This window comes from Actinomycetota bacterium, assembly GCA_041658565.1.
Taxonomy (GTDB): Bacteria; Actinomycetota; AC-67; order AC-67; family AC-67; genus JBAZZY01.
This window is the reverse complement of record JBAZZY010000001.1, coordinates 347,637-367,243: the sequence shown is the minus strand read 5'-3', so window position 1 is coordinate 367,243 and position 19,607 is coordinate 347,637. Positions and strand designations below refer to the sequence as shown.

17 protein-coding genes are annotated in these 19,607 nt (G+C 66.5%); 11 read left to right on the top strand and 6 right to left on the bottom strand.

Going from position 1 to position 19,607, the window contains the following annotated elements:
* The first annotated feature begins 3 nt into the window (after positions 1-3).
* On the top strand, positions 4-897 hold the full coding sequence (locus WDA27_01895; GenBank protein MFA5889699.1) for a DUF72 domain-containing protein: 894 nt from the start codon (positions 4-6) through the stop codon (positions 895-897).
* On the opposite strand, the gene WDA27_01890 is transcribed toward WDA27_01895, so the two are convergent.
* On the bottom strand, positions 898-1,326 hold the full coding sequence (locus tag WDA27_01890; protein MFA5889698.1) for an RpiB/LacA/LacB family sugar-phosphate isomerase: 429 nt from the start codon (positions 1,324-1,326) through the stop codon (positions 898-900).
* A 47-nt stretch (positions 1,327-1,373) separates the two neighbouring features.
* Here WDA27_01890 and trpD point away from each other — a divergent pair, with 47 nt between their 5' ends.
* Positions 1,374-2,402: an anthranilate phosphoribosyltransferase gene (gene trpD / locus WDA27_01885; protein MFA5889697.1), complete on the top strand. Its 1,029-nt coding sequence runs from the start codon at positions 1,374-1,376 to the stop codon at positions 2,400-2,402.
* A gap of 9 nt (positions 2,403-2,411) precedes the next feature.
* On the opposite strand, the gene WDA27_01880 is transcribed toward trpD, so the two are convergent.
* Both WDA27_01880 and WDA27_01875 read right to left on the bottom strand, forming a co-directional pair.
* The gene (locus tag WDA27_01880) at positions 2,412-3,179 is read right to left on the bottom strand and encodes an SDR family oxidoreductase (GenBank protein ID MFA5889696.1); all 768 of its coding nucleotides are present in this window, start codon (positions 3,177-3,179) and stop codon (positions 2,412-2,414) included.
* Between the two features lie 33 nt (positions 3,180-3,212).
* The gene (locus WDA27_01875) at positions 3,213-4,925 is read right to left on the bottom strand and encodes a DEDD exonuclease domain-containing protein (protein MFA5889695.1); all 1,713 of its coding nucleotides are present in this window, start codon (positions 4,923-4,925) and stop codon (positions 3,213-3,215) included.
* Between the two features lie 89 nt (positions 4,926-5,014).
* Here WDA27_01875 and WDA27_01870 point away from each other — a divergent pair, with 89 nt between their 5' ends.
* Positions 5,015-6,466: an MmgE/PrpD family protein gene (locus WDA27_01870; protein ID MFA5889694.1), complete on the top strand. Its 1,452-nt coding sequence runs from the start codon at positions 5,015-5,017 to the stop codon at positions 6,464-6,466.
* A 15-nt stretch (positions 6,467-6,481) separates the two neighbouring features.
* Here the strand turns inward: WDA27_01870 and WDA27_01865 are convergent, their stop codons facing one another.
* The gene (locus tag WDA27_01865; GenBank protein MFA5889693.1) at positions 6,482-7,444 is read right to left on the bottom strand and encodes a diacylglycerol kinase family protein; all 963 of its coding nucleotides are present in this window, start codon (positions 7,442-7,444) and stop codon (positions 6,482-6,484) included.
* 105 nt (positions 7,445-7,549) lie between these two features.
* Between WDA27_01865 and WDA27_01860 the strand changes: the two genes are divergently transcribed.
* From WDA27_01860 to WDA27_01830, 7 genes are all read left to right on the top strand, one after another.
* Positions 7,550-7,783 carry a hypothetical protein gene (locus WDA27_01860; protein ID MFA5889692.1) on the top strand — a complete coding sequence of 78 codons (234 nt, stop codon included), beginning with the start codon at positions 7,550-7,552 and terminating at the stop codon, positions 7,781-7,783.
* Positions 7,783-8,958, top strand: coding sequence for a CaiB/BaiF CoA-transferase family protein (locus WDA27_01855; protein ID MFA5889691.1), 1,176 nt, complete (start codon positions 7,783-7,785; stop codon positions 8,956-8,958). The genes WDA27_01860 and WDA27_01855 overlap by 1 nt, the downstream gene beginning before the upstream one ends.
* A 59-nt stretch (positions 8,959-9,017) precedes the next feature.
* A complete protein-coding gene (locus WDA27_01850; protein MFA5889690.1) occupies positions 9,018-9,230 on the top strand; it encodes a hypothetical protein in 213 nt (70 codons plus the stop codon).
* 154 nt (positions 9,231-9,384) lie between these two features.
* Positions 9,385-10,302, top strand: coding sequence for a septation protein SepH (gene sepH, locus WDA27_01845; GenBank protein ID MFA5889689.1), 918 nt, complete (start codon positions 9,385-9,387; stop codon positions 10,300-10,302).
* A 216-nt stretch (positions 10,303-10,518) separates the two neighbouring features.
* Complete coding sequence (locus tag WDA27_01840) at positions 10,519-11,727, top strand: M48 family metalloprotease (GenBank protein ID MFA5889688.1); 1,209 nt, start codon at positions 10,519-10,521, stop codon at positions 11,725-11,727.
* Positions 11,724-12,833 carry a glycosyltransferase family 4 protein gene (locus WDA27_01835; GenBank protein ID MFA5889687.1) on the top strand — a complete coding sequence of 370 codons (1,110 nt, stop codon included), beginning with the start codon at positions 11,724-11,726 and terminating at the stop codon, positions 12,831-12,833. The genes WDA27_01840 and WDA27_01835 overlap by 4 nt, the downstream gene beginning before the upstream one ends.
* A gap of 74 nt (positions 12,834-12,907) precedes the next feature.
* Complete coding sequence (locus WDA27_01830; protein MFA5889686.1) at positions 12,908-14,701, top strand: long-chain fatty acid--CoA ligase; 1,794 nt, start codon at positions 12,908-12,910, stop codon at positions 14,699-14,701.
* Between the two features lie 3 nt (positions 14,702-14,704).
* Here WDA27_01830 and arfB read toward each other — a convergent pair whose 3' ends face one another.
* Both arfB and WDA27_01820 read right to left on the bottom strand, forming a co-directional pair.
* A complete protein-coding gene (gene arfB / locus WDA27_01825) occupies positions 14,705-15,142 on the bottom strand; it encodes an alternative ribosome rescue aminoacyl-tRNA hydrolase ArfB (GenBank protein MFA5889685.1) in 438 nt (145 codons plus the stop codon).
* An 8-nt stretch (positions 15,143-15,150) separates the two neighbouring features.
* On the bottom strand, positions 15,151-15,753 hold the full coding sequence (locus WDA27_01820) for a DUF5317 family protein (protein ID MFA5889684.1): 603 nt from the start codon (positions 15,751-15,753) through the stop codon (positions 15,151-15,153).
* Between the two features lie 120 nt (positions 15,754-15,873).
* Between WDA27_01820 and WDA27_01815 the strand changes: the two genes are divergently transcribed.
* Entirely contained in the window at positions 15,874-18,711 is a 2,838-nt protein-coding gene (locus WDA27_01815; GenBank protein MFA5889683.1) for an AAA family ATPase, read from the top strand.
* The last annotated feature ends 896 nt before the right edge of the window (positions 18,712-19,607 follow it).

The window sequence follows — 19,607 nt, the reverse complement described above, 5'->3', positions numbered from 1 at the left end:
GCGATGGGCGAGGTTCTGGTGGGAACGTCCTCGTGGACGGACCCGACGTTGCTGGACGCCGGCTGGTACCCGGACGGTGCGACGACGGCTGAGGCCCGTCTGGGCTACTACGCCTCGCGGTTCAGCCTGGTCGAGGTCGACGCAAGCTACTACGCGCTGCCGTCCGAGCGGAACTGCGTGTTGTGGGTGCAGCGAACTCCGCCGGAGTTCACTTTTGACGTGAAGGCGTTCTCGCTGCTAACCGGGCACCCGACGAAGGTGTCGTCGCTCCCCAAGCGCATGCGCGCGGCGGTTGCGGATACGGCCACGCTGTCGCGACGGGATGTCCCGGCGCCGATTCTCGACGAAGTGTTCGAGATGTTTCGTTCGGCGTTGATGCCGTTGCACTCGGCAGGAAAGTTGGGCTTTGTGCTCTTCCAGTTCCCCGAGTGGTTCGTTCCCTGCGACGGCAACCGCGCGTACGTGGAGTCCTGCGCGGCGCGGCTTCCCGATTACCGTGTTGCCGTCGAGTTCCGTCGCCGCGACTGGATGCTGACGCCGGCGCGCGCCTCGGAGACTGTGCGGTGGTTATCCGACAACGATCTTGCATATGTGAACGTGGACATGCCGCAGGGGTTTTCCTCCAGCATGCCGCCGCTCACCCTGGTGACCACGAGTGAATTGGCGGTCGTGCGGTTCCACGGCCGAAACACCCGGACGTGGAAGCAGCGGGGGATCACCGCGGCGCAGCGGTTCGAGTACCTGTACTCGGAGGAAGAGCTTCGGGAATGGGTGCCGCAAGTGCGGGAGCTGGCCGGTCGCGCGCGCCGGACACATGTGCTCTTCAATAATTGCTACCGCGACTACGGGGTTCGCAATGCCGCCCAGATGTCGCTGATGCTCGCCGACGCGCAGTAGTCAGGCGCGCGTAACCTTGGCGATGTTGTCGGCTTCCGACGCATCGGGTTCTGTCGAGAACCACGCATCGAGGATCTCGGCGACGAGCGCTTCGGTGGTTAGGCGAAGGCTGAGCGCGAGGACGTTTGCGTCGTTCCAGCGCCGCGCGCCGCGCGCTTGTTCGGCGTCGCTGCACAGCGCGGCGCGGATGCCGCCGACTTTGTTCGCGGCGATCGTCACGCCGGTCCCCGTCCAGCAGCACGCGATGCCCGAGTCGGCTTCGCCGCGCGCAACGGCGTTCCCAACGCCGAGGCCGACGTCGGCCCACTGCTCGTCGCTCCCGGCGGAAGGCCCGAAACCGACCGTTACCGAATGCCCTCGATGCTCGAGTTCCGCGCGTACGAAATCCGTGACGGCGTTTCGTTCGTCGGCTCCGAATGCGATTCGCATGAGTTCAGGATATCGCGCGCCGGGGAGCCTCTATACTTCCGTGGATCATGAGCGATTTCTCCTGGCCCGACACTCTTTCAACTCTTGCCTGCGGTGAGGACCTCGACGAGGCGCGCGCAGCCGACGTGATGCGCGCTGTGATGTCGGGGGAGGCGTCACCGGGGCAAATCGGCGCGTTGTTGCTGGGTCTTCGCGCAAAAGGCGAGACGGTGGAAGAGATCGCCGGCTTCGCGCGCGCGATGCGGGAGTTCTCGTTGAAGGTGGACGCCGGGCCCGACGTGATCGATACATGCGGCACCGGCGGAGATCGTGCCGGAACCGTGAACGTTTCGACGATGGCTGCCCTGGTGGTCGCCGGAGCAGGTGTGCCGGTCGCAAAGCATGGGAACCGGGCGGCGTCGTCGGCGTGCGGTTCGGCCGACGTTCTGGAGGCGCTCGGGGTCGTCATTGATCTTGCGCCGGAGGGAGTTGCCGCTTGCATTCGTGAGGCGGCGATCGGCTTTTGTTTCGCTCCGGTGTTCCATCCCGCGATGCGGCATGCGGGACCGGTGCGCCGCGAGCTTGGCATCCCCACGGTGTTCAATTTCCTTGGTCCGCTCACCAATCCTGCCGGGGCGTTGCGCCAAACCGTGGGAGTGAGCGACGCGGACATGGCCCCGAAGCTTGCCGCTGCGCTGGGGCGCCTTGGGACCGAGCGTGCGATGGTCTTTCGTGGTGACGACGGGCTCGACGAGTTGACGGTGACGACGACATCGACGATTTGGGATGTGGGTGACGGCGGCGGCGCGCGGCGGTTCGATCCGGCGTCGGTCGGCATTGCGCGCTCGAGCCTGGCCGAGCTTGCCGGCGGGACGGCTGCCGACAATGCTCGGGTGGTCGAGCGGGTGCTGTCGGGGGAAGTCGGATCCGTGCGCGACGCCGTTGTGCTGAATGCGGCGGCTGCTCTGGAGGTCGCCGGACTTGCATCCGACATCGCCGAAGGGCTCTTGCTGGCGCGCGAATCGATCGATTCGGGGCGCGCGGGGCGCGCGCTGGATCGTCTACGTGATGTTTCCCAGCGCGTTCGTCCCGCGTGATCGGCGCGCTTACCGCGTAGAGACACCGCCGTCTACGGGGATGACTGCACCGGTCAGATACGAGCCGGCACGTGAGGACAAGTAGATCGCGGTTCCGGCGATGTCCTCGGGTTCGCCGGCGCGGCCCATTGGAATGGCCGAGAGGAGCGCCTCGCCGGCGTTCTCGAAGGCGAACTGCGTCATCTTGCTTGGGAACAACCCCGGCGCGATCGCGTTAACGGTGATGTTGTCCTTCAGCAAGTTGTGCGCGAGGTGGCGCGTCAGCATGTGCACCGCCGACTTGCTCGCCGAGTATGCGTAGTTGTCGAAGAAGGGAACCTTCAGCCCGTCGATCGATCCGATGTTGATGACGCGCGCGGGATCGCCGGGCACGGCGGCCTTGCGCAATGACGGGAGCAGCAACTGCGTCAAGTGGAAGATCGCCTTGACGTTCACGGCCCAGATCTTGTCGAAGGCCTCTATCGGATACTCCTCAAGCGGCGCGCCCCACGTTGCGCCGGCGTTGTTCACCAGGATGTGGACTGCGTTCTCGCGCTCAGAGACGGCGCGCGCCAGGTGCTCGATTCCTTTCGAATTGGAGAGGTCGGCGGGGATGCTCACGCAATTGGGTCCGAGTTCCGCCGCCACAGCGTCGCAGACGTCGGCCTTGCGTGAGGAGATCACGACGCGCGCGCCGGCGTCGATGAATCCGCGCGCGATCATCAGGCCGATTCCCCGAGATCCGCCCGTTACGATCGCGGTCTTGCCTTCGACGGAGAACAAGGTCTTTGAGTTCATGCAGGTCCCTCCCCGGGTGCGAGCCGGTACAACCTACCGCGCGGATGCTCCCGCGGTCGCGGCGGCGTGACGGTAGGCGGGCAGCGATGATGGCGCGCGCGGCAACGGGTCGGCCCCCGGCGCGGCGGTGAGCCGCATCTTGCGGATGCGTTCGAACCACTCGGCGACGATGCGTCCGCCCTCCAGGGGTGTCGCAAACTCGCCGTCGCACGCGATCAAACGGATGCGTTCGACGTTGCGGGCGAGCCATCCGGCTATGAGTCGTTCTTCGTCCGGGTGTCCGTCGGTATCGATCGGAAGCGTTTGCCCGTTCACGCTCACCAAGGAGCCGGCTTCGATGATCGCGACGTCTGAGCCGACGGCGATCTTGATCCGTCCCGCGTCGCGAACGGCATTCACCGCGCGCCCGGCGCGCGCGGCTTCGACCAAGGCCGACAGGCGGTCGCGAGTGGAAGCGGCTTCCTCGAAGCGAGACGCCGACGAGAGGTGCTCGATTCGAGCGGCGAGCGTTTCTATCGCGCGCGTGGGGTCCCCGCCGAGCGCGCGCCGGACGGGATCCAGAACTTCGGCGTAGGCGTTGGGATCGACCGCGCCGTCGCACGGGGCGGGGCAGCGTCCGATCTGACCGCGCACGCACACCGGAATCGAGGTGCGTGCTGTGATGCGGGGCGTGCATGTTCGCACACATGTGGCTTCCTCGATTGCCTCGCGCACCGCGGCTGCGGTAGTGGACGCCAGCGGTCCGAGGGCACCGTCGGGCGCGCCGCCTGAGCTGCGCGCGCGCCGCGTGGCGCTGAGGCGCGGGAAGCGTTCGTCGGTGAGCGTCAGGAACCACTGCGCGCGCCGCCCGCGTTGCGCGCGGTTGTATGCAGGTGAGTGCGCGCGGATCAGACGGGCCTCAAGCACGCTCGCGTCGAGGTCGGTTGCGCAAAGAACGTGGTCGATGCGAGCGAGATCGCGCAGCAAGTCGTCGATGTGGCGACGGTCGTCGCCGCCGAAGTACTGCCGTACGCGTGAGCGAAGGTCGGTCGCCTTGCCGACGTAGAGCACCGTGTCGTCTTCGCCGCGAAACAGGTAGACGCCGCGCGCGCGCGGCAACTCCTCGGCGAGGGAAACCTTCGAGTACGAGGGGTGTCCACGCGAAGACTGGAACCAGAGCAAGTCGTCCAGGTGTGACACGCCCCACCGTCCGGCCAGCTCGATCAGCGAGTGGAAGACGTCGGTCGTCGCGCGCGCGTCGTCGAGCGCGCGGTGAGAGGGACTGGTGCGCGCGCGGAGCGCGCGCGCAAGCGTCGCAAGCTTCAAGTTGGGAACTTCGTCCCGCACCAGTCGCCGGGCGAGTCGAACGGTACACACGATCGGGTTCCCCATGGCGGGGTAGTGGTGGCGCGCGAGGTTTGCGGCGATGAAGCGCGTATCGAAACTAGCGTTGTGCGCGACCAGCACTGCGCGCCCGGCGAACTCGAGGAACGCCGGCAGCACGCGATCGATCGGCTCGGCGCCGGCCACCATGTCGTCGGTGATTCCGGTGAGGTAAGTGATTGCTGCGGGGATCGGAACGCCCGGGTTGACCAGGGTCTGGAACTCTCCGACGACTTCCCCGCCGCGCACTTTGACGGCGCCGATCTCGGTGATGGCGCAGGAGGCGGGCGATCCACCGGTGGTCTCAAGGTCGAACACGACGAACTCTGTGTCCGACAGCGCGCTGCCGAGATCATCGAAGGACCGCTGCATGCCGAGCGCCATGGCTCGGAAGCCTATCCGAACGAGCGTTCGGACTCAATCTTGGAAGCCGATTCGCACCGGACGGGCGCGCCACCGGTACGCTCTCGGCCGTGACTCTGACCGAAACTCTTGCCGCCTGGGCAAGTCGCATGTCGCTTGACGACGTGCCCGACCGTGTCGTGGCTTTCGCCCGGAGCCAGGTTCTGTCCCAACTCGGCGCCGCGCGCGCCGGCCTCGCCCACGATCTGGGGCGGCGGACGGTGCGGGCTTTTGGGTCCCCGACGCAGGAAGATCCTCGCCGCGCGGCGTACGTGCTTGCGGCGTTGACGATGTGTCTGGACTTCGATGACACGGTCTATGCGGGGCATGTCTCGCACTCCACGGTTAACGTCCCTATCGCCTATGCGGCGATCCTGGGGCTCAACGGTCGTGCGTTCTTGGAGTCGATCATCGCCGCGAATGAGTGCGCCGCCCGTATCACGGCTTCGGCTACGCTCGGGCACTTCCGTGGGCAGACCGCTGCGCATGCACATTTGGCCGGAGCGGTCGCCGCGCGCCTGCGGGCCGAGGGGGGATCGCAGGCCCAGTGGGTAGACGCCTGGGGAATCGCGTTTGCGGCGCCGCCGTGGGCCTTATACCGGGCGTTCATGGGAAGCGACGCGAAGATATTCACCGCGTCGGTTCCGATCGGCGTGGCGCTGGACGCATGCGACGCTGCGGCGGCGGGACTGCGCGGTGCGCCCGATATTCTGGAGCATCGTGACGGGTTCCTTGCCAAGTTCTCTTCGGTGCCGCTGCCGCAGGCTGTGATCGACGGACTCGGCGAGCGCTGGCACACCGAGACGTTGTCGTTCAAGGTCTACCCGGGGTGCGCGTACATCGACGCGGCCCTGGACTGCGCGCGCGACCTTTACGGAGAGCTTGGATCGCTCGTCGCGCCGGATGTCGAGGAGATCGTGGTGCGCGCGCCGGTGTTCACCGTCGGCATGAACTACCGATCGGGGCCGTACGTGAAGGGGCCGGATTCGACAGTGGCCGCCTTGAACTTCTCGGTGGCTTACAACGTTGCGGTGATGCTCGCTCGCGGCGCGCTCGGACCCGCGGACTTCGGCGATGATCGCATCCGTGATTCAGCGGTGTGGGACCTTGCGGCCCGCGTACGCGTTGAACACGATCCGGCGCTGTCGCGGCGCGCGCTGCTCGCGACGGCGCCTGTCGGCGAAGCTTTGCGGGCCGCCGGCCCTCGCGCAGCCGAATTTCTGGGAGCGATGGATGGCGAACCGCTTGAGCCCGGCGCCCCGGCGATCACATTCGAGCAGGCGGAAAAGGCAGTCGGCGCGCGCGTCGAGGTGCGTCTTGTGGGGGGTCGCACCGCCGTTCGGGACCGAGAAATCCCGATAGGTGCCGCCGGCCCGGATACTCGCCGGGAGCACCCGGCGCTGATGCGGGAGAAGTTCCTGGCGTGCGGTGGGTCCCAAGCGGCCGCGGACGCGATCGGCGGACTTGAGACGCTGTCGCCCCGTGACCTGGTTGCGGTCCTTCGCGAAGCGATGACGGTTTAGGCGCGGGGCCCGGCGTCAACCCGCCGGGGCGTCGGGTGGAGCCCACGCGCGCACCGCGCCGGGAACCGCCTCGAGTTCCAGCACCGGACCGCGCGCCCGGCCGAGGTCGCCGTCGCGCTCAAAGACCAGCGGCGCTCGGTCGGTGCGCGAGATGCGGATGCGAGATCCCTGCGCGTATCGAACCTCCGGCCGATCGAGGTGTGCGCCTTGAACAATCAGAGCGGCGATCTCGGTGATTGCCGATGCATCTGTGCCTTCGATCACGCTGACATCCAGCAAACCGTCGTCGAGCATCGAGCGCGGCAGGAACTCAAAGACACCCGAGCGGTGGCGCGCGCCTCCCGCGACGACCAACACCGCCGAGCCCTTGAACAACTCCACGCCGTCCACTTCCACCTCGACCGGTTCGGTCTGCAGGGTCTGCATCGCTTGCATCGCCGCGGCCGCGTAGCGTTCTCGTCCGGCAAGTGCGTCCAAGCCCGCCGCGACTTCGACGACGCGCGCGAGGAATCCCACGCTGGCTCCGAGCACGAACGCTCGGTCGGCTCCGACGACGCGACCGAGGTCGAGAGTGCGGACGCGCGCGCGCCCGGCCGCGATTTCGTCGAGCACCTCTTCCCACGGCCGGTCGCTCCACAGCGCGCGGAACATAGAGTTTCCCGTGCCCGCAGGAACGATCACGAGTGCCGGATCGGCCGTAGCTTCCGACGTCGCACCCGGCCAACGCCCTCGTGCGCGCGCCAGGCCCTCGGCGACTTCGCCGGCGGTTCCGTCTCCACCGACCGAGACGATCGTATCGAAGCCTTCTCGTGCCGCGGCGACTGCGACGTCGATCGCTTCGGCCGGCGCGCGCGTCCACGTCTCGCGTGTTTCGCAACCAAGCGCACGAAGGCGCGCGATCACTTGGGGGACCACGTCGCGCGCGCCGCCGCGCGCCGCAGGATTCGCGATCACCCGCACGCGGCGCATGTTGCTCATCGGCGATTCCTCCGTGTGGATCTCAGGTCGTCGACGAGCATACCGTGGAGCCGCACCGGGCCGGCCGGCGGAGCCGATCGCGCGGCCCCGGTATACTCCGGCCCCATGGCGACACCGACATCTCCGGACACGCGCTATCGCTGCGGCGGATGCGGGAACCTCACCCGATTCGACGTCGAGGCGCGCCGGCATACGCGGCAGTACCTGCACTACTCGCTGGGCGGTGACCCCTCGATCGAGGAAGAAGAGATCATCGGCGAGGAGATCGTGCGCGTGACGTGCCGCTGGTGCGGTAGCGCGGAGCACATCGAGGTAGTGCAGAAGGTTCCGACGCAGTGATGCGCCCGCTTGCGCACCTTCGAGTGCTCGACTGCAGCCGGCTGCTTCCCGGCGGGTACACGACCATGTTGCTTGCCGATCTTGGAGCAGACGTCCTCAAGGTCGAGGAGCCGGGCAAGGGTGACTACATTCGCTGGATCCCGCCGATGTCCGGCAGCGTCGCCGCGGGTCATATCGCATTGAATCGCGGCAAGCGCTCGATGACGCTCAACCTTAAGCGACCTGAGGGCGTCGAGGTCTTGAAGCGCCTCGTTCGCGACGCCGACGTGCTGGTGGAGTCTTTCCGGCCGGGCGTGATGGATCGTCTCGGGGCGGGGTACGACGCGCTTGCCGCCGAGAACCCGCGGCTGGTGTATTGCGCCATCACGGGGTACGGACAGGATGGTCCGTATGCGCAGCGCGCCGGGCACGATGTGAACTATCTCGGCTACGCGGGAGTCCTCAGCCTTGTAGGGGACCGCGATGGGCCGCCCGTGATTCCCGGCGTGCAGATCGCCGATCTCGGAGGCGGGGGCTTGATGGGTGCAGTTGGAATCCTGGCCGCGCTCGCCGAGCGCGAGCGGACGGGAACGGGCCGTTTCGTCGACATCTCAATGATGGACGGCGCGATGTCTTGGCTCTCGATCCACGCGCAAGCCTCCTGGGTAACCGGAGAGGTTCCTCGTCGCGGGCGGATGGGGCTGTCGGGTCAGATGGCGTGTTACGGGGTGTATCGCGCCGGCGACGGCCGTTACGTCACCGTGGGTGCTCTCGAGCCTCAGTTCTGGCGCGCGCTGTGTGAGGCCGTCGGGTTGCCGGAGCTGATCGAGCGCCAGTTCGCTTCCGACGATGAACAGGATTTGATTCGCGCCCGACTGCAAGAGGTCTTGCTCACGAAGTCACGGGACGAATGGTGTGCGGAACTCGAGCACCTCGAGACATGTTTTGGTCCGGTGAAGGACTTCGACGAGGCCGTCGAGGATCCGCAAGTGCGCGCGCGCGGCATGATCGCGGAGGTGCCGTTGCCGGGCGGGGGATCTGTGCCTGCCCTCGGGAATCCGATCAGGCTCCGAGGCGATTCGGTTGGACCTATGGCCTCGCCGCCGGGTATCGGCGAGCACACGGACGAAGTCCTGCGGGCGGCCGGGTACACCGACGCCGAGATCGCCTCTCTTCGCGACTGCGGCGCTCTCTAGCGTCCGGCGGCGGTTTTTGTCGGGGGGTCCCCCTAGGGTGACCGCAGGAGGTGCCGACCATGGCCGCATACCGTCAGACCGAGACCCTAACGCTGGATTGCAGCGACTGTCCCGGGCGTGAAGCGGACGCCTGCGACGGCTGTCTGGTGTCCTACGTCCTGGACTGTCCCGCGGGCGCAGTGATCTTCGATGTGGACGAGGAGCGAGCGCTGCGATCTCTGAGAGACGGGGGCTTGCTTCCCGGTGTGCGTTTGGATCTCTTAACGGGCTGAGGGCCGGCCGAGGTCGCAACTGAAATGAGGTTTCCTCCCCCAGGAGGACGAGTGGGCGCCGACGACCGGCGCCCACTCTTTGCGTCAGAAATCCGCAGGTGCTTGCCCTGCATGGTTTCGTGGGCAAGAATGCGCGGGTGATCGGGGTCTCGTCATGATCAAACTCCGCGTGGTCGGCACGTCGCCGGACCAGGCCGAACTTGTCCTGAGTAACAAGCCTTCCGGCCGCAAGGGCAGCCACTCTGTGGCTATCGACAAGCGGCTGTTGAAGGTTTTGCAGGACGCTGTGTACGCACGCCGTGATGCTGCGCGAGGTGGCGCGGAAGAGCCGGTTCCGCCCACTGAACCGAAGCTGGCTCCGCCGGAGATGCAGCGGCTCCTGCGTTCGGGCACATCTTTGAAGCAGGTCGCGCAGGTGGCGGAAGTTGACGTTGCGTACGTTGAGCAGTTCTATCCACCGGTGCTGTACGAACGCGCAGGTGTCATCTCCGATGCGAAGTCGACGTACCAGGAGAAGCCGCGTTTGGGGATGTCGCGGTTGCCTCTTGGGGAGGCCGTCGCCGTCAATATCGCGCGGCGCGTGCGCCTTACCGACGACATGCTGGCCGACGCTTGGTCGGCGACCAGGCGAGACGGACTTCCGTGGACGGTGACGCTGACGTTCTCCTTCCGCGGCAGGTCACGCAAGGCCTCATGGAAGTTCGATCAGCGAACTCGGGAGCTGACTCCCGCAAACAAGCTGGCTGCGGATCTGGGCTGGGTGCAAGGAACCGGCCGGGCATTGCGCGCGCCATCGGGTGGCTCTGGTGAGCCGAAGAAACCTGCGGCGAAGAAGCCACCAGCCCGCAAGGCTGCGGCCAAGAGGCCTGCGGCGAAGAAGCCACCAGCCCGCAAGGCTGCGGCCAAGAGGCCTGCGGCGAAGAAGCCACCAGCCCGCAAGGCTGCGGCCAAGAGGCCTGCGGCGAAGAAGCCGCCAGCCCGCAAGGCTGCGGCCAAGAGGCCTGCGGCGAAGAAGCCACCAGCCCGCAAGGCTGCGGCCAAGAGGCCTGCGGCGCGGCGTCGGTCGCGCTGACCGTCGGTTCTAGACCGAGCCCCGTCCGTAGTTTCGATAGTGCGTGCGAGCGCATTCGGGACAGGCAAAGCGTTCCGCCCATCCATCAGGCGACTGAAATCCCTTGTCGAAGACCATGGACGCGGCGCACTCGGAGCACCGTGGGGCCGGGCGTTGCGGGGGCGTCGTCGGCTCGCGGGTCACGTTGCGATGGTACTCCCTCTAGAATCACGGCCCGTGGGGCGCATCTTCGGTTTCCTTGGATCACTCGCTGGGTTGTTCGCAGCCGGCAGGGAGGGCGGCGCGCGCCTGACGGACTTCTTCTCGGTCGAGGAGATCGCGCGCGCCGACCGCTACAAGGGACCGCATTACCTCGCGGCCTTCAGCTCTTTGGGTGTCGCGCTCTTGGCGACGGGAGCGATGGGCCTGGGTCCGGGTTCGCGCCGCCTGGGCAACTGGTCCGCTCGCATCGCCGGTGAGCGCTGGGTGCGCCAAGCGTTGCTGCTCGCGGCGGTCGTGGTCGTCGTGCCGGTCTTGCTTGCGCTTCCGTTCTCCGTCCTCTCGCACTCGCACGATCGCAGCTGGGGGCTGCGCACTGACTCGCTCGCCGGGGCGCTGATCGACATTGCGAAGGCTACGGGGTTTCAGGTTGTAGTGGCGTGCGCGGCGGGGCTCGGGTTCGTCGCTCTTGCGCGCGCGTTGCCTAGGGTCTGGCCAGCGTATGCGGCGCTTGCCGGCGTCGGTCTCACTTTCTTGCTGGTGTGGGTGTTTCCGGTCGTATACGAACCCGCGTTCAATCGCTTTGACCCCGCGCCGCGGGAAGTTCGCGCGCGCGTGCTCGCGATCGCAAAGGCGGAAGGGGTAGGCGTGCGCGACGTGCTGGTTGCCGACGCGAGCCGGCGCACGACGAAGCAGAACGCTTACGTATCCGGAATCGGCTCAACGCGTCGCGTCGTGCTGTACGACACTCTGCTTCAGAAGTCCTCCCCGCGCGAGGTCGATGTCGTCGTTGCGCATGAGATTGCGCACGAGAAGCACCGCGACGTCTTGAAGGGCGCGTTGTACGGTGCGGCGGGCGTCGTCGCGGGAATCGTGGTGATCAGGCTGATCCTCGGGTGGGGCAGGTTCACGAGCTGGATCGGCGTGTCGGGACCCGGTGATCCGCGCGTTCTTCCGTTCCTCGCCTTCTTCATCGTTGCCGCCGGACTCGTCGCCGCACCGCTGCAGAACTGGATCTCGAGAGGCGCGGAGGCGGCGGCCGACCTGACCGCCATCACCGTCACGAAGGACCCGACGGCTGCGATTTCGCTTGAAGTCAATCTCTCTCGTGACGCGCTCGCCGATTTGCGGCCGAATCGTGTGCTTCGCTGGGCCTTCTACACTCATCCGGCACCCTTGGAGCGCATCCAGTCTGCGCTCGACTACGAGTCCGCACACAGACCATGAGACTCCTGCTGATATCGAACGACTTTCCACCTCGCGTCGGTGGGATCCAGAGCTACCTGTGGAACATCTACCGGCGTCTCGCCGAGCGCGGTGTGCAGGTTCGCGTTCTCGCACCCGCATTCAACGGAGATGCCGCGTTCGATGCCGCGTCCGGGATGGAGATCGTGCGATGGCCGGGTGAAGTTCGCCGGCAAACGTCGAAGCTTCGTGCTGCCGTGCGGTCGATGGCTGCCGATGCCGATGTCGTGGCGTTTGGGGCCGTCTTGCCGATGAACTTGTTTGCGGCTTCCATAGATCGTCCGGTCGTCGTGCACACGCACGGGTTTGAAGTCGCTTGGGCGCGCCTGCCGGGGTTGCGTCGGTGGTTGCGCCGCATTGGAGACGCGGCCGCGCTCGTGACGGTCGTCAGCGATTTCACGCGCGAGATTCTCGAACCGGCGCTTGGCACCCCAGGGGCCGTGCGGATGCTGCGCACCGGCGTGGACATCGATCGCTTCAACCCCGAGGTGAGCGGAGACGAAGTTCGCAGGCGTTACGGACTGGAAGGCCGTCCGGTGATCTCTTGCGTGAGTCGTTTGGTTCCGCGAAAGGGGCAGGACACCCTCATCCGCGCGCTCCCGGCCGTGCGGCGTGAAGTGCCCGATGCGACGCTGCTTATTGCCGGCGGGGGACCGATACGCGCGCGCCTGGAGCGGCTGGCGCGCGCGCGCGGCGTCGCCGATGCGACGGTGTTCGCCGGTGAAGTCTCCGAGCAGGACTTGGCGGCCTATTACGCGGCCGGCGACGTGTTTGCGATGCCGTGTCGCAGCCGCTTCGCAGGTCTGGAGGTCGAAGGTCTGGGCTTGGTCTACCTCGAGGCGCAGGCTTGCGCGCGCCCCGCGATCACCGGCGATTCCGGCGGCGCGCCTGAGGCGGTCGTTGTTGGAGAGACCGGAGACGTCGTCGCCGGAGGGAACTCCGTCGCGCTCGCCGATTCGCTCTCTCGATTGCTGGGCGATCCATCGCGCGCGCGCGCGATGGGCGCGAACGGCCGCCGTTTCGTCGAGGAATCTCACCGTTGGGAGAGTGTCGTCGAGCGATACGCGGGCATGATTCGCGCGCTATAGCGACATGCAGGGGTGGCGCACGGTTGCGCCGACCGGCTATACAACAGGAGAGAGCCGGACTGGGGAGGAGTGCGATGGGTGCTACCGTCGTTCACACGTTCGTTGAACGCGCCCGAAGCGGGCCTGATGTGGTTGCGTTTCGCCGCAAGGTGGGCGGCGAGTGGCAAGGGATCTCGTGGGCCGAGTACGAGGATTTCGTTCGTCGCGTCGCGGGAGGACTACGAGACGTCGGCGTGGACGCCGGCGACAAGGTAGCGATCCTGTCGGGGAATCGATTCGAGTGGCATGTCGCCGACATCGCAACGCAGGCCTGCGGAGGGGCTACGGTCCCCATCTATCAGACGAACGCACCCAAGCAGGCGGCGTACATCGCCGCACATTCGATGTCGAAGGTGATCTTCGTCGAGAACTCCGCGCAGCTTGCGAAGGTGCTCGAGACGCGCGCGGATCTGCCGGACCTGCGTCGAGTCGTAGTGTTCGATGCCGACGGCGTGCGGCCGGACGATTTCGTGACGACATGGGAGGCGTTCATCGAAGCAGGTGCCGTGTTTGCGGCGGCAAATCCGTCGGATTTCGACGATCACGTTGCCGGCCTGCGGCCCGAGGACCTGTGCACGCTGGTCTACACCTCGGGGACGACCGGTCCGCCGAAGGGCGCGATGCTGACGCACCACAACATCGTCTGGACGTGCGACGCCTTGGCGAGCGTGCTCGAGACCGAGCCCGGTGACCGCGCGCTGTCGTACCTGCCTCTCTCGCACATCGCCGAGCGCGTCACGAGTCACTTCCAGCAGATCCGTTTGGGACTGGAGACCTGGTTCGCGGGGTCGATAGAAACGTTACGCGAGGACCTGCAGGCGTGCCGGCCGTCGGTCTTCTTTGGGGTCCCGCGCGTGTGGGAGAAGTTCTACGCCGGCATCACGGGCTTGATCGAGAACCTCCCCGCCGAGCAGCGAGAGCCCGCCGAACAGGCGATCCAACTCGGCCTCAAGCGCGTCGAGGCGCTGCAGGCGGGAACGCAGTTGCCGCCCGAACTCGAGGCGAAGTACGCCGAGGCCGACGCGGGGCTGTTCGCGCTCGCGCGCGCCGCGCTCGGTCTGGACAAGGCGAAGGCGTTGGTTTCCGGCGCGGCGCCGATCAATCCCGAGATCCTGCGGTTCTTTCACGCGATCGGCTTGCCGGTCGCAGAGGTCTACGGTCAGACCGAGGACTGCGGCCCGACGTCGATCAACCGGCCGCTGGACATCCGAATCGGGACCGTCGGCCAGGCTCTTCCCGGCGTCGAGGTCAAGATCGCTGAGGACGGCGAGATCCTCGTGAAGGGCGACAACGTGGGGCCGGGGTACTTCAGAGACCCGATTGCCACTGCAGAGCTGATCGACCCGCAGGGTTGGATGCACTCCGGCGATATCGGCGTGATCGACGAAGACGGCTTCCTTCGGATCACGGATCGCAAGAAGGACTTGATCATCACCGCGGCCGGCAAGAACATTGCACCGCAGGTGATAGAGAACATGCTCAAGTACTCGCCGTGGATCTCGCAGAGCGTTGTGATCGGCGACCGGCGTCCGTACCTGGTGGCACTGCTGACGCTGGACCAAGAGAAGGTGACACAATTCGCTGAGCAGAAGGGGATACCCGGTTCGTTCGCCGAACTGGTGGGTCACCCAGACATCCGTCAGTTGATCGACAACGTCATCGCGGAGGTCAACGAGAACCTGGCGCGGGTCGAACAGATCAAGAAGTGGCATGTGCTGGATCGGGACTTCCAGATGGATGCCGGCGAGATCACTCCGACCCTGAAGGTGCGCAGACGTGCGATCGTGGACAAGTTCGGTGAGGCGATCGAGGACCTATACGGCGGTTGACGGTCAGTCGTCGCGGGGTTGTGAGCGGAGACGTTTCGTCGTTCCGCGACGCTTCTTTTCGTCAACACGCCGCGCGCGCGCATTCGCCGACGGGCGCGTCGGCACCCGAGCCCGAGGGGGCGCGCGCAGCGCTTCGGCCAGAAGGCTCACAAGACGCGCGATTGCTCGTTCGCGGTTGTCGGCTTGCGTTCGCCCGGCCGACGACGTGACGCGAATCCGTCCGCGCGCGTCGAGTCGCGTAGCGAGACGCTGCGTTGCGCGCGTTCGTTGCGCGCTGGTTAGCGACGGGGATTGCGCGACGTCGAAGAACACCTCCACGCGAGTGGAGCGCTTGTTCACGTTCTGTCCACCGGGGCCGCTCGCGCGCGAGAACCGCAAGACAAGTTCCGACATACGGATGCGCGCCGCGCCGACCCGCAGGACGTTGTCCGGCTCCGTCATGCGATCGCCTAACGACGTTCGTGCGCGGCGACTGCCTCGGCAGAGCCGGATTCGGCCGGCATCTCGCACGGGGCGCTGCGCATGCCTGCCGCGATCAGCGCCGCGATCCCTGCCAGAAGGATGATGTCGCCGAGGCTCACGACCTGGTTCAGCGCATGCAGCGGAATCATGTCGCCCAGCGGTCTCAGAATCGTGTCGGGACCGGCGAGCACGATCTTGAAGAATCCGCCTTCTCCGGGCGTCGGCGCTCCGGTCTGCCCTGAGTGCTTCCACGCCCACAAGGACAACGGCATGCCTTTGTTTGCGGCGATGACGAGGAAGTTCAGCGCCCAGCCGAGTGAGATCAGAGCCAAGCCGGCACGCAGGTTTCCGCGCAGGACGCGTGCGTTCACGGCGAGGAAGATCAGTACGCCGAGGTTGGTGGCCGTCTGGATCCATCGTCGCGGTTCTGCGGCGATCTCGATTGCCAGTGGTGCTAGTCCGGCGACGAGTGCCGCGGCCAGTAGCGGGGTGGCGCGCAAACGAACATCTGCGAGCGCGCGCGGGGTCCCGCCTAACGCGGCTCCGATCGCGAGCCCTAATCCGAGGGCGATCGCCAGTAGTGCAAACACAGTCGGACCTCCAGGGCGAGAAGGACATGGGCCGATCGCGCGAAACAGTAGTGTAACGACCACGAACCGTAGCGCAGGGATTCCGGCAATGAGTGAGTGCACCGAAGTCGGTGGTCGGTGATGGCGACCGCCACGACGTGTCCCGTGTTGGTTGGGCGCCGCGAGCAGATGGATGTGCTCGCGGCGGCGCTCGCGCAGGGCGGTGGACTGGTGCTCGTGGCCGGAGAGGCAGGGCTCGGCAAGACGCGGTTGCTCAGGGAGTTCGCGCAGTCGCCCGAGACGCACGGCCACGTGTTCGCGTGGGGTCGCCCCGAAGCGATGACGAGCCCTGGTCCGTATTCACTCATCGTCGACCTGCTGGAGGACCTCGCGTCGGTGGCGCCGGGGGGGATGCGGGAGGCGCACGAGCTGGCGGAGGACCTCGAGGACCGCGGCGCGAGCCTTGCTCCGCGTCAGGTGGCGGCCCGGACTCGTGGGTTGGTGGCGAGGCTGGGTCCGAACCCGGTGATGATCGCAGAGGACCTGCATGCTGCCGATGAGTTGTCGCAGGCGGTGATTGCTCACCTGGCTCGGTCGGCTCGGGACGACGGGATCTTGCTTCTGGCCACCTACCGTCCCGAGGAGGCGCAGGGCGGAAGTGCGACGCGCTTGTTAGATCTCTTGCGGCGGGACCGGCTGGCCACTCGGATCGACCTCACTCATCTCGGGGGAGAGGAACTCGTCGTCATGCTCGAGGCGATGTGGGGATCGCCTCCGTCGCAGGAGGATCTGGAAGTCATCGCACGACTGGCCGACGGTGTGCCGTTCTTCGTCGAGGAACTGGCTGCCGCCCGCGTCGCCGGCGCCGAGTCGATCCCGCCGACTATCGCGCGCGCCGTCTTGACTCGAATGCAAGCGCTGGACGCGCCTGCGCTGAAGGTGATGAGGGTCGCATCCCTGATGGCCGGAGTTCTGGATCCGGTGGTGCTGGCGGATGCATCGGGGGTCGGAGAGAGGGAGGTCCCTCGCTGCCTGCTTTCGGCGGTGACCGCCGGACTGCTGGCCGACCAGGAAGGAAGACTCGCCTTCCGCCACGCGCTCGTACGGGAGGCGATTTCCGAGACGATCGTGTCGGTTGAGCGTCGGGACATCCATAGGCGGGTTGCGGCTGCGATCGAGCGTCATCACGGCGCGCGGCTGGGTCCGTACGCACACGCGCTCGCCGTTCACCTCGCAGGCGCCGGAGATTCGGCTCGCGCCGCTGAGTACCACGTCCTCGCCGGCCGTCGAGCTCTCGACGCCGGCGCGCTCGACGAGGCGGGAGCGGCATTTGCTTCCGCGCTTGCGCTTGAGCAACAGGACGGCACAATGCTTGAGGCTCTCGAAGGTTGTGCGGAGGTTGGGATTCGCACTCGGGAGTTCGAAGAGGCCGCCAAAGCGCTGAGGCGCGCGGCGGACGGGTGGGTGGATTTGCGGCGCCCCGTCGAAGGCGCCCGGTGTCTGGTTCGGCTCGCGTGGGTCAGGCAGAGCGCCGCTGGGGATCGGGTGGCCGTCGAGATATTCGACGAGGCGCTTGCATTGCTGACGGGTTGCGAGGATGACCCCCAATACGCGCGTGTTCTCGTAGACAAGGGGTACGCGCTCGCCCGGGTATTCGAAGATCCCGACGGGGGCGAGGCGGTTCTGTTGGAGGGAGTGGCCCGTGCCGACAAGCTCGGGGACACCCGGCTGACCGCCGAGGCCACCGAGGGGCTGGCGTGGGTCTCGGAGTTCAGGGGCGACGTTGTCGAGGCGGAGACGCGCGGGAAGGAAGCCTGCCGACTCGCTTTGGCCGCCGGTGAGGACGAATTGATCGGCAAGACCCACGGCAACCAAGCACTCCGGCTTGCCATGCGCGGGCGTCTGCAGGAAGCCCTGACCTATCTTGAGGAAGCTCGGGCGTTCTTGGTCCGAGGGACCGGGACGCTGTACGTGCACACGATTGACCACTTGCGAGCCTGGTTGCTGTGGCGAATGGGCGCACCTGCCGAGGCCGATCGGACGGCAGGCCGCCTGGAAGCGACGCGTTGGGCGCGCCACTACGCGGGAGTGGTGCGCGTCTGGGCTGCCGTGGAACGCGGCGACGAGGACGCGGCCCGAAGGATCATCGTTTCCTGGTGGGAGGATCTAGGTGGCGAGATGCGCCACCTTTCGGCGGTCCTTGACCCTGGGACGGTCGCCGAGGACGGATCCGCTGCGCTGGCTCTTTTGGCCGAGTTGATCATGCGTGTCCACGGCGCCGGCCCGGCGGATGCGGCGACTGTGGAATTCGCCCGTTCATATAACGAGTTCTCGGAGGACTCGGCGCCCGACATGCGACTGCTCGTGCTCCTGCTGTACGCCCGCTCGCTGGTTTTGGCTGGTCGAATCGATGAAGCGGCCCAGCGCGTTCAGGAAGCAGAGCACGTGTTGATGGCGTCGCCCTACCATCCACACGAAGCGACGGTCGCTGAACTGAAGGGCTTGATAGAGAAGGCTAGGTCCGGTTCGGGGGCGGTGGGACACTTTGACCGCGCTGCCGAAATTCTCGCGGAGTGCTCGAATGTGTCCGACCGCGCGCGATGCCTGCGCTTGGCGGCGGAGTCGTTGTCGGAACGGCGCGAAGAGGCGATCACGAGGCTGAAGGCGGCGCGTGAACTGGCCCTGGCGGCCGGTGCGATCGTCGAGGTGAACACGGTTGAACGCTGCATGCGGGAATTGGGACTGCGGCCTAGGGCCGGGCGCCCGAAGGGCTCTGGACGGTCGACGCGAGGTCTATCGACTCGCGAGGAAGAGGTTGTTGTTCTGGTTGCGGCGGGGGCGACGAACGCCGAGATCGCCAGGCGACTCTTCCTGTCCGAACGCACGGTCCAGGACCATATCGCCAATTCTCAGCGGCGCCTGGGAGTGAGCGGCCGAGCCGGGCTTGCAGCCTGGGCGGCAAAGCAAGGCCTTATCTAGGGCGGCGCCGGCGGGTACTCCAGTTTCCAGGTTTACCCAGGCTGTTTCTTTCGAGCTGCTCCGACCCCTCTGTTTTGGCGGTCCGATGAGCACTCGGGGTGGCGAAGATAGTCATTTTTGGGGGTGTGGCATCCCGCAAATAGCCCCGATTTCATCTCCGTCGTCGGAAACAGGCGGAAGGAGAAGATCAGATGCGCAGACTTTGGGCACGGTCGGTCGCCGTATTTGCGGCTGCTTCATTGCTGATGGTGGTTGCGGCAAATGCGGCGCTCGCGTTCGGGCCGCCGTCGTTACCACCGATTCTTCCCTAGTGAGTCCGGGGTGTTGACCCCGGAATAGGAGAACTCCTGTAAGGAGGGACCTCGCGTCCCTCCTTTCTCCTTAGTGCGCCGGGCATGTGCAATCGCTTGGCGGTGAAGGTGACGTCGCAAGCTTCCGGCGAACGGCCGCAGGCTGGGCCGTCCAGGACGACGTCCACGTTGACCACGAAGGAGGCCCAGGCCGCCAGTCCGAGCCAAGGGGGACGGCGCAGGCTGGGGCCGGAAGTACGCCGGAGGTGAACCCCAGCACCGGGGGAAACGAGGGCTGGCGCGATCGGGGACGTGGGGAAGGACGCCGATTGACTCTCTCTGCGGGGATGGTAATCTCGATGTCCTGGGGGTTAAGCAGGCCCGGGACAGATGGGGAGAGGGCATGTGGCGTGTACGCGTTTTCCGATCGGTACCTGTTGTGTTGGCCGGTGTTCTAGCGCTCAACGTTGCTGCGATGGTGGGCGCCCAAGCTGGGTCCGTTAGCTGTGGCGCAACGGCATATGTGCCGCAGTTCGGTTTTGACGCGACGAATACGACGGGAATGGTTGAAGTGCACGGAAAGGAAGCATGCACGGTAGTTCCAAG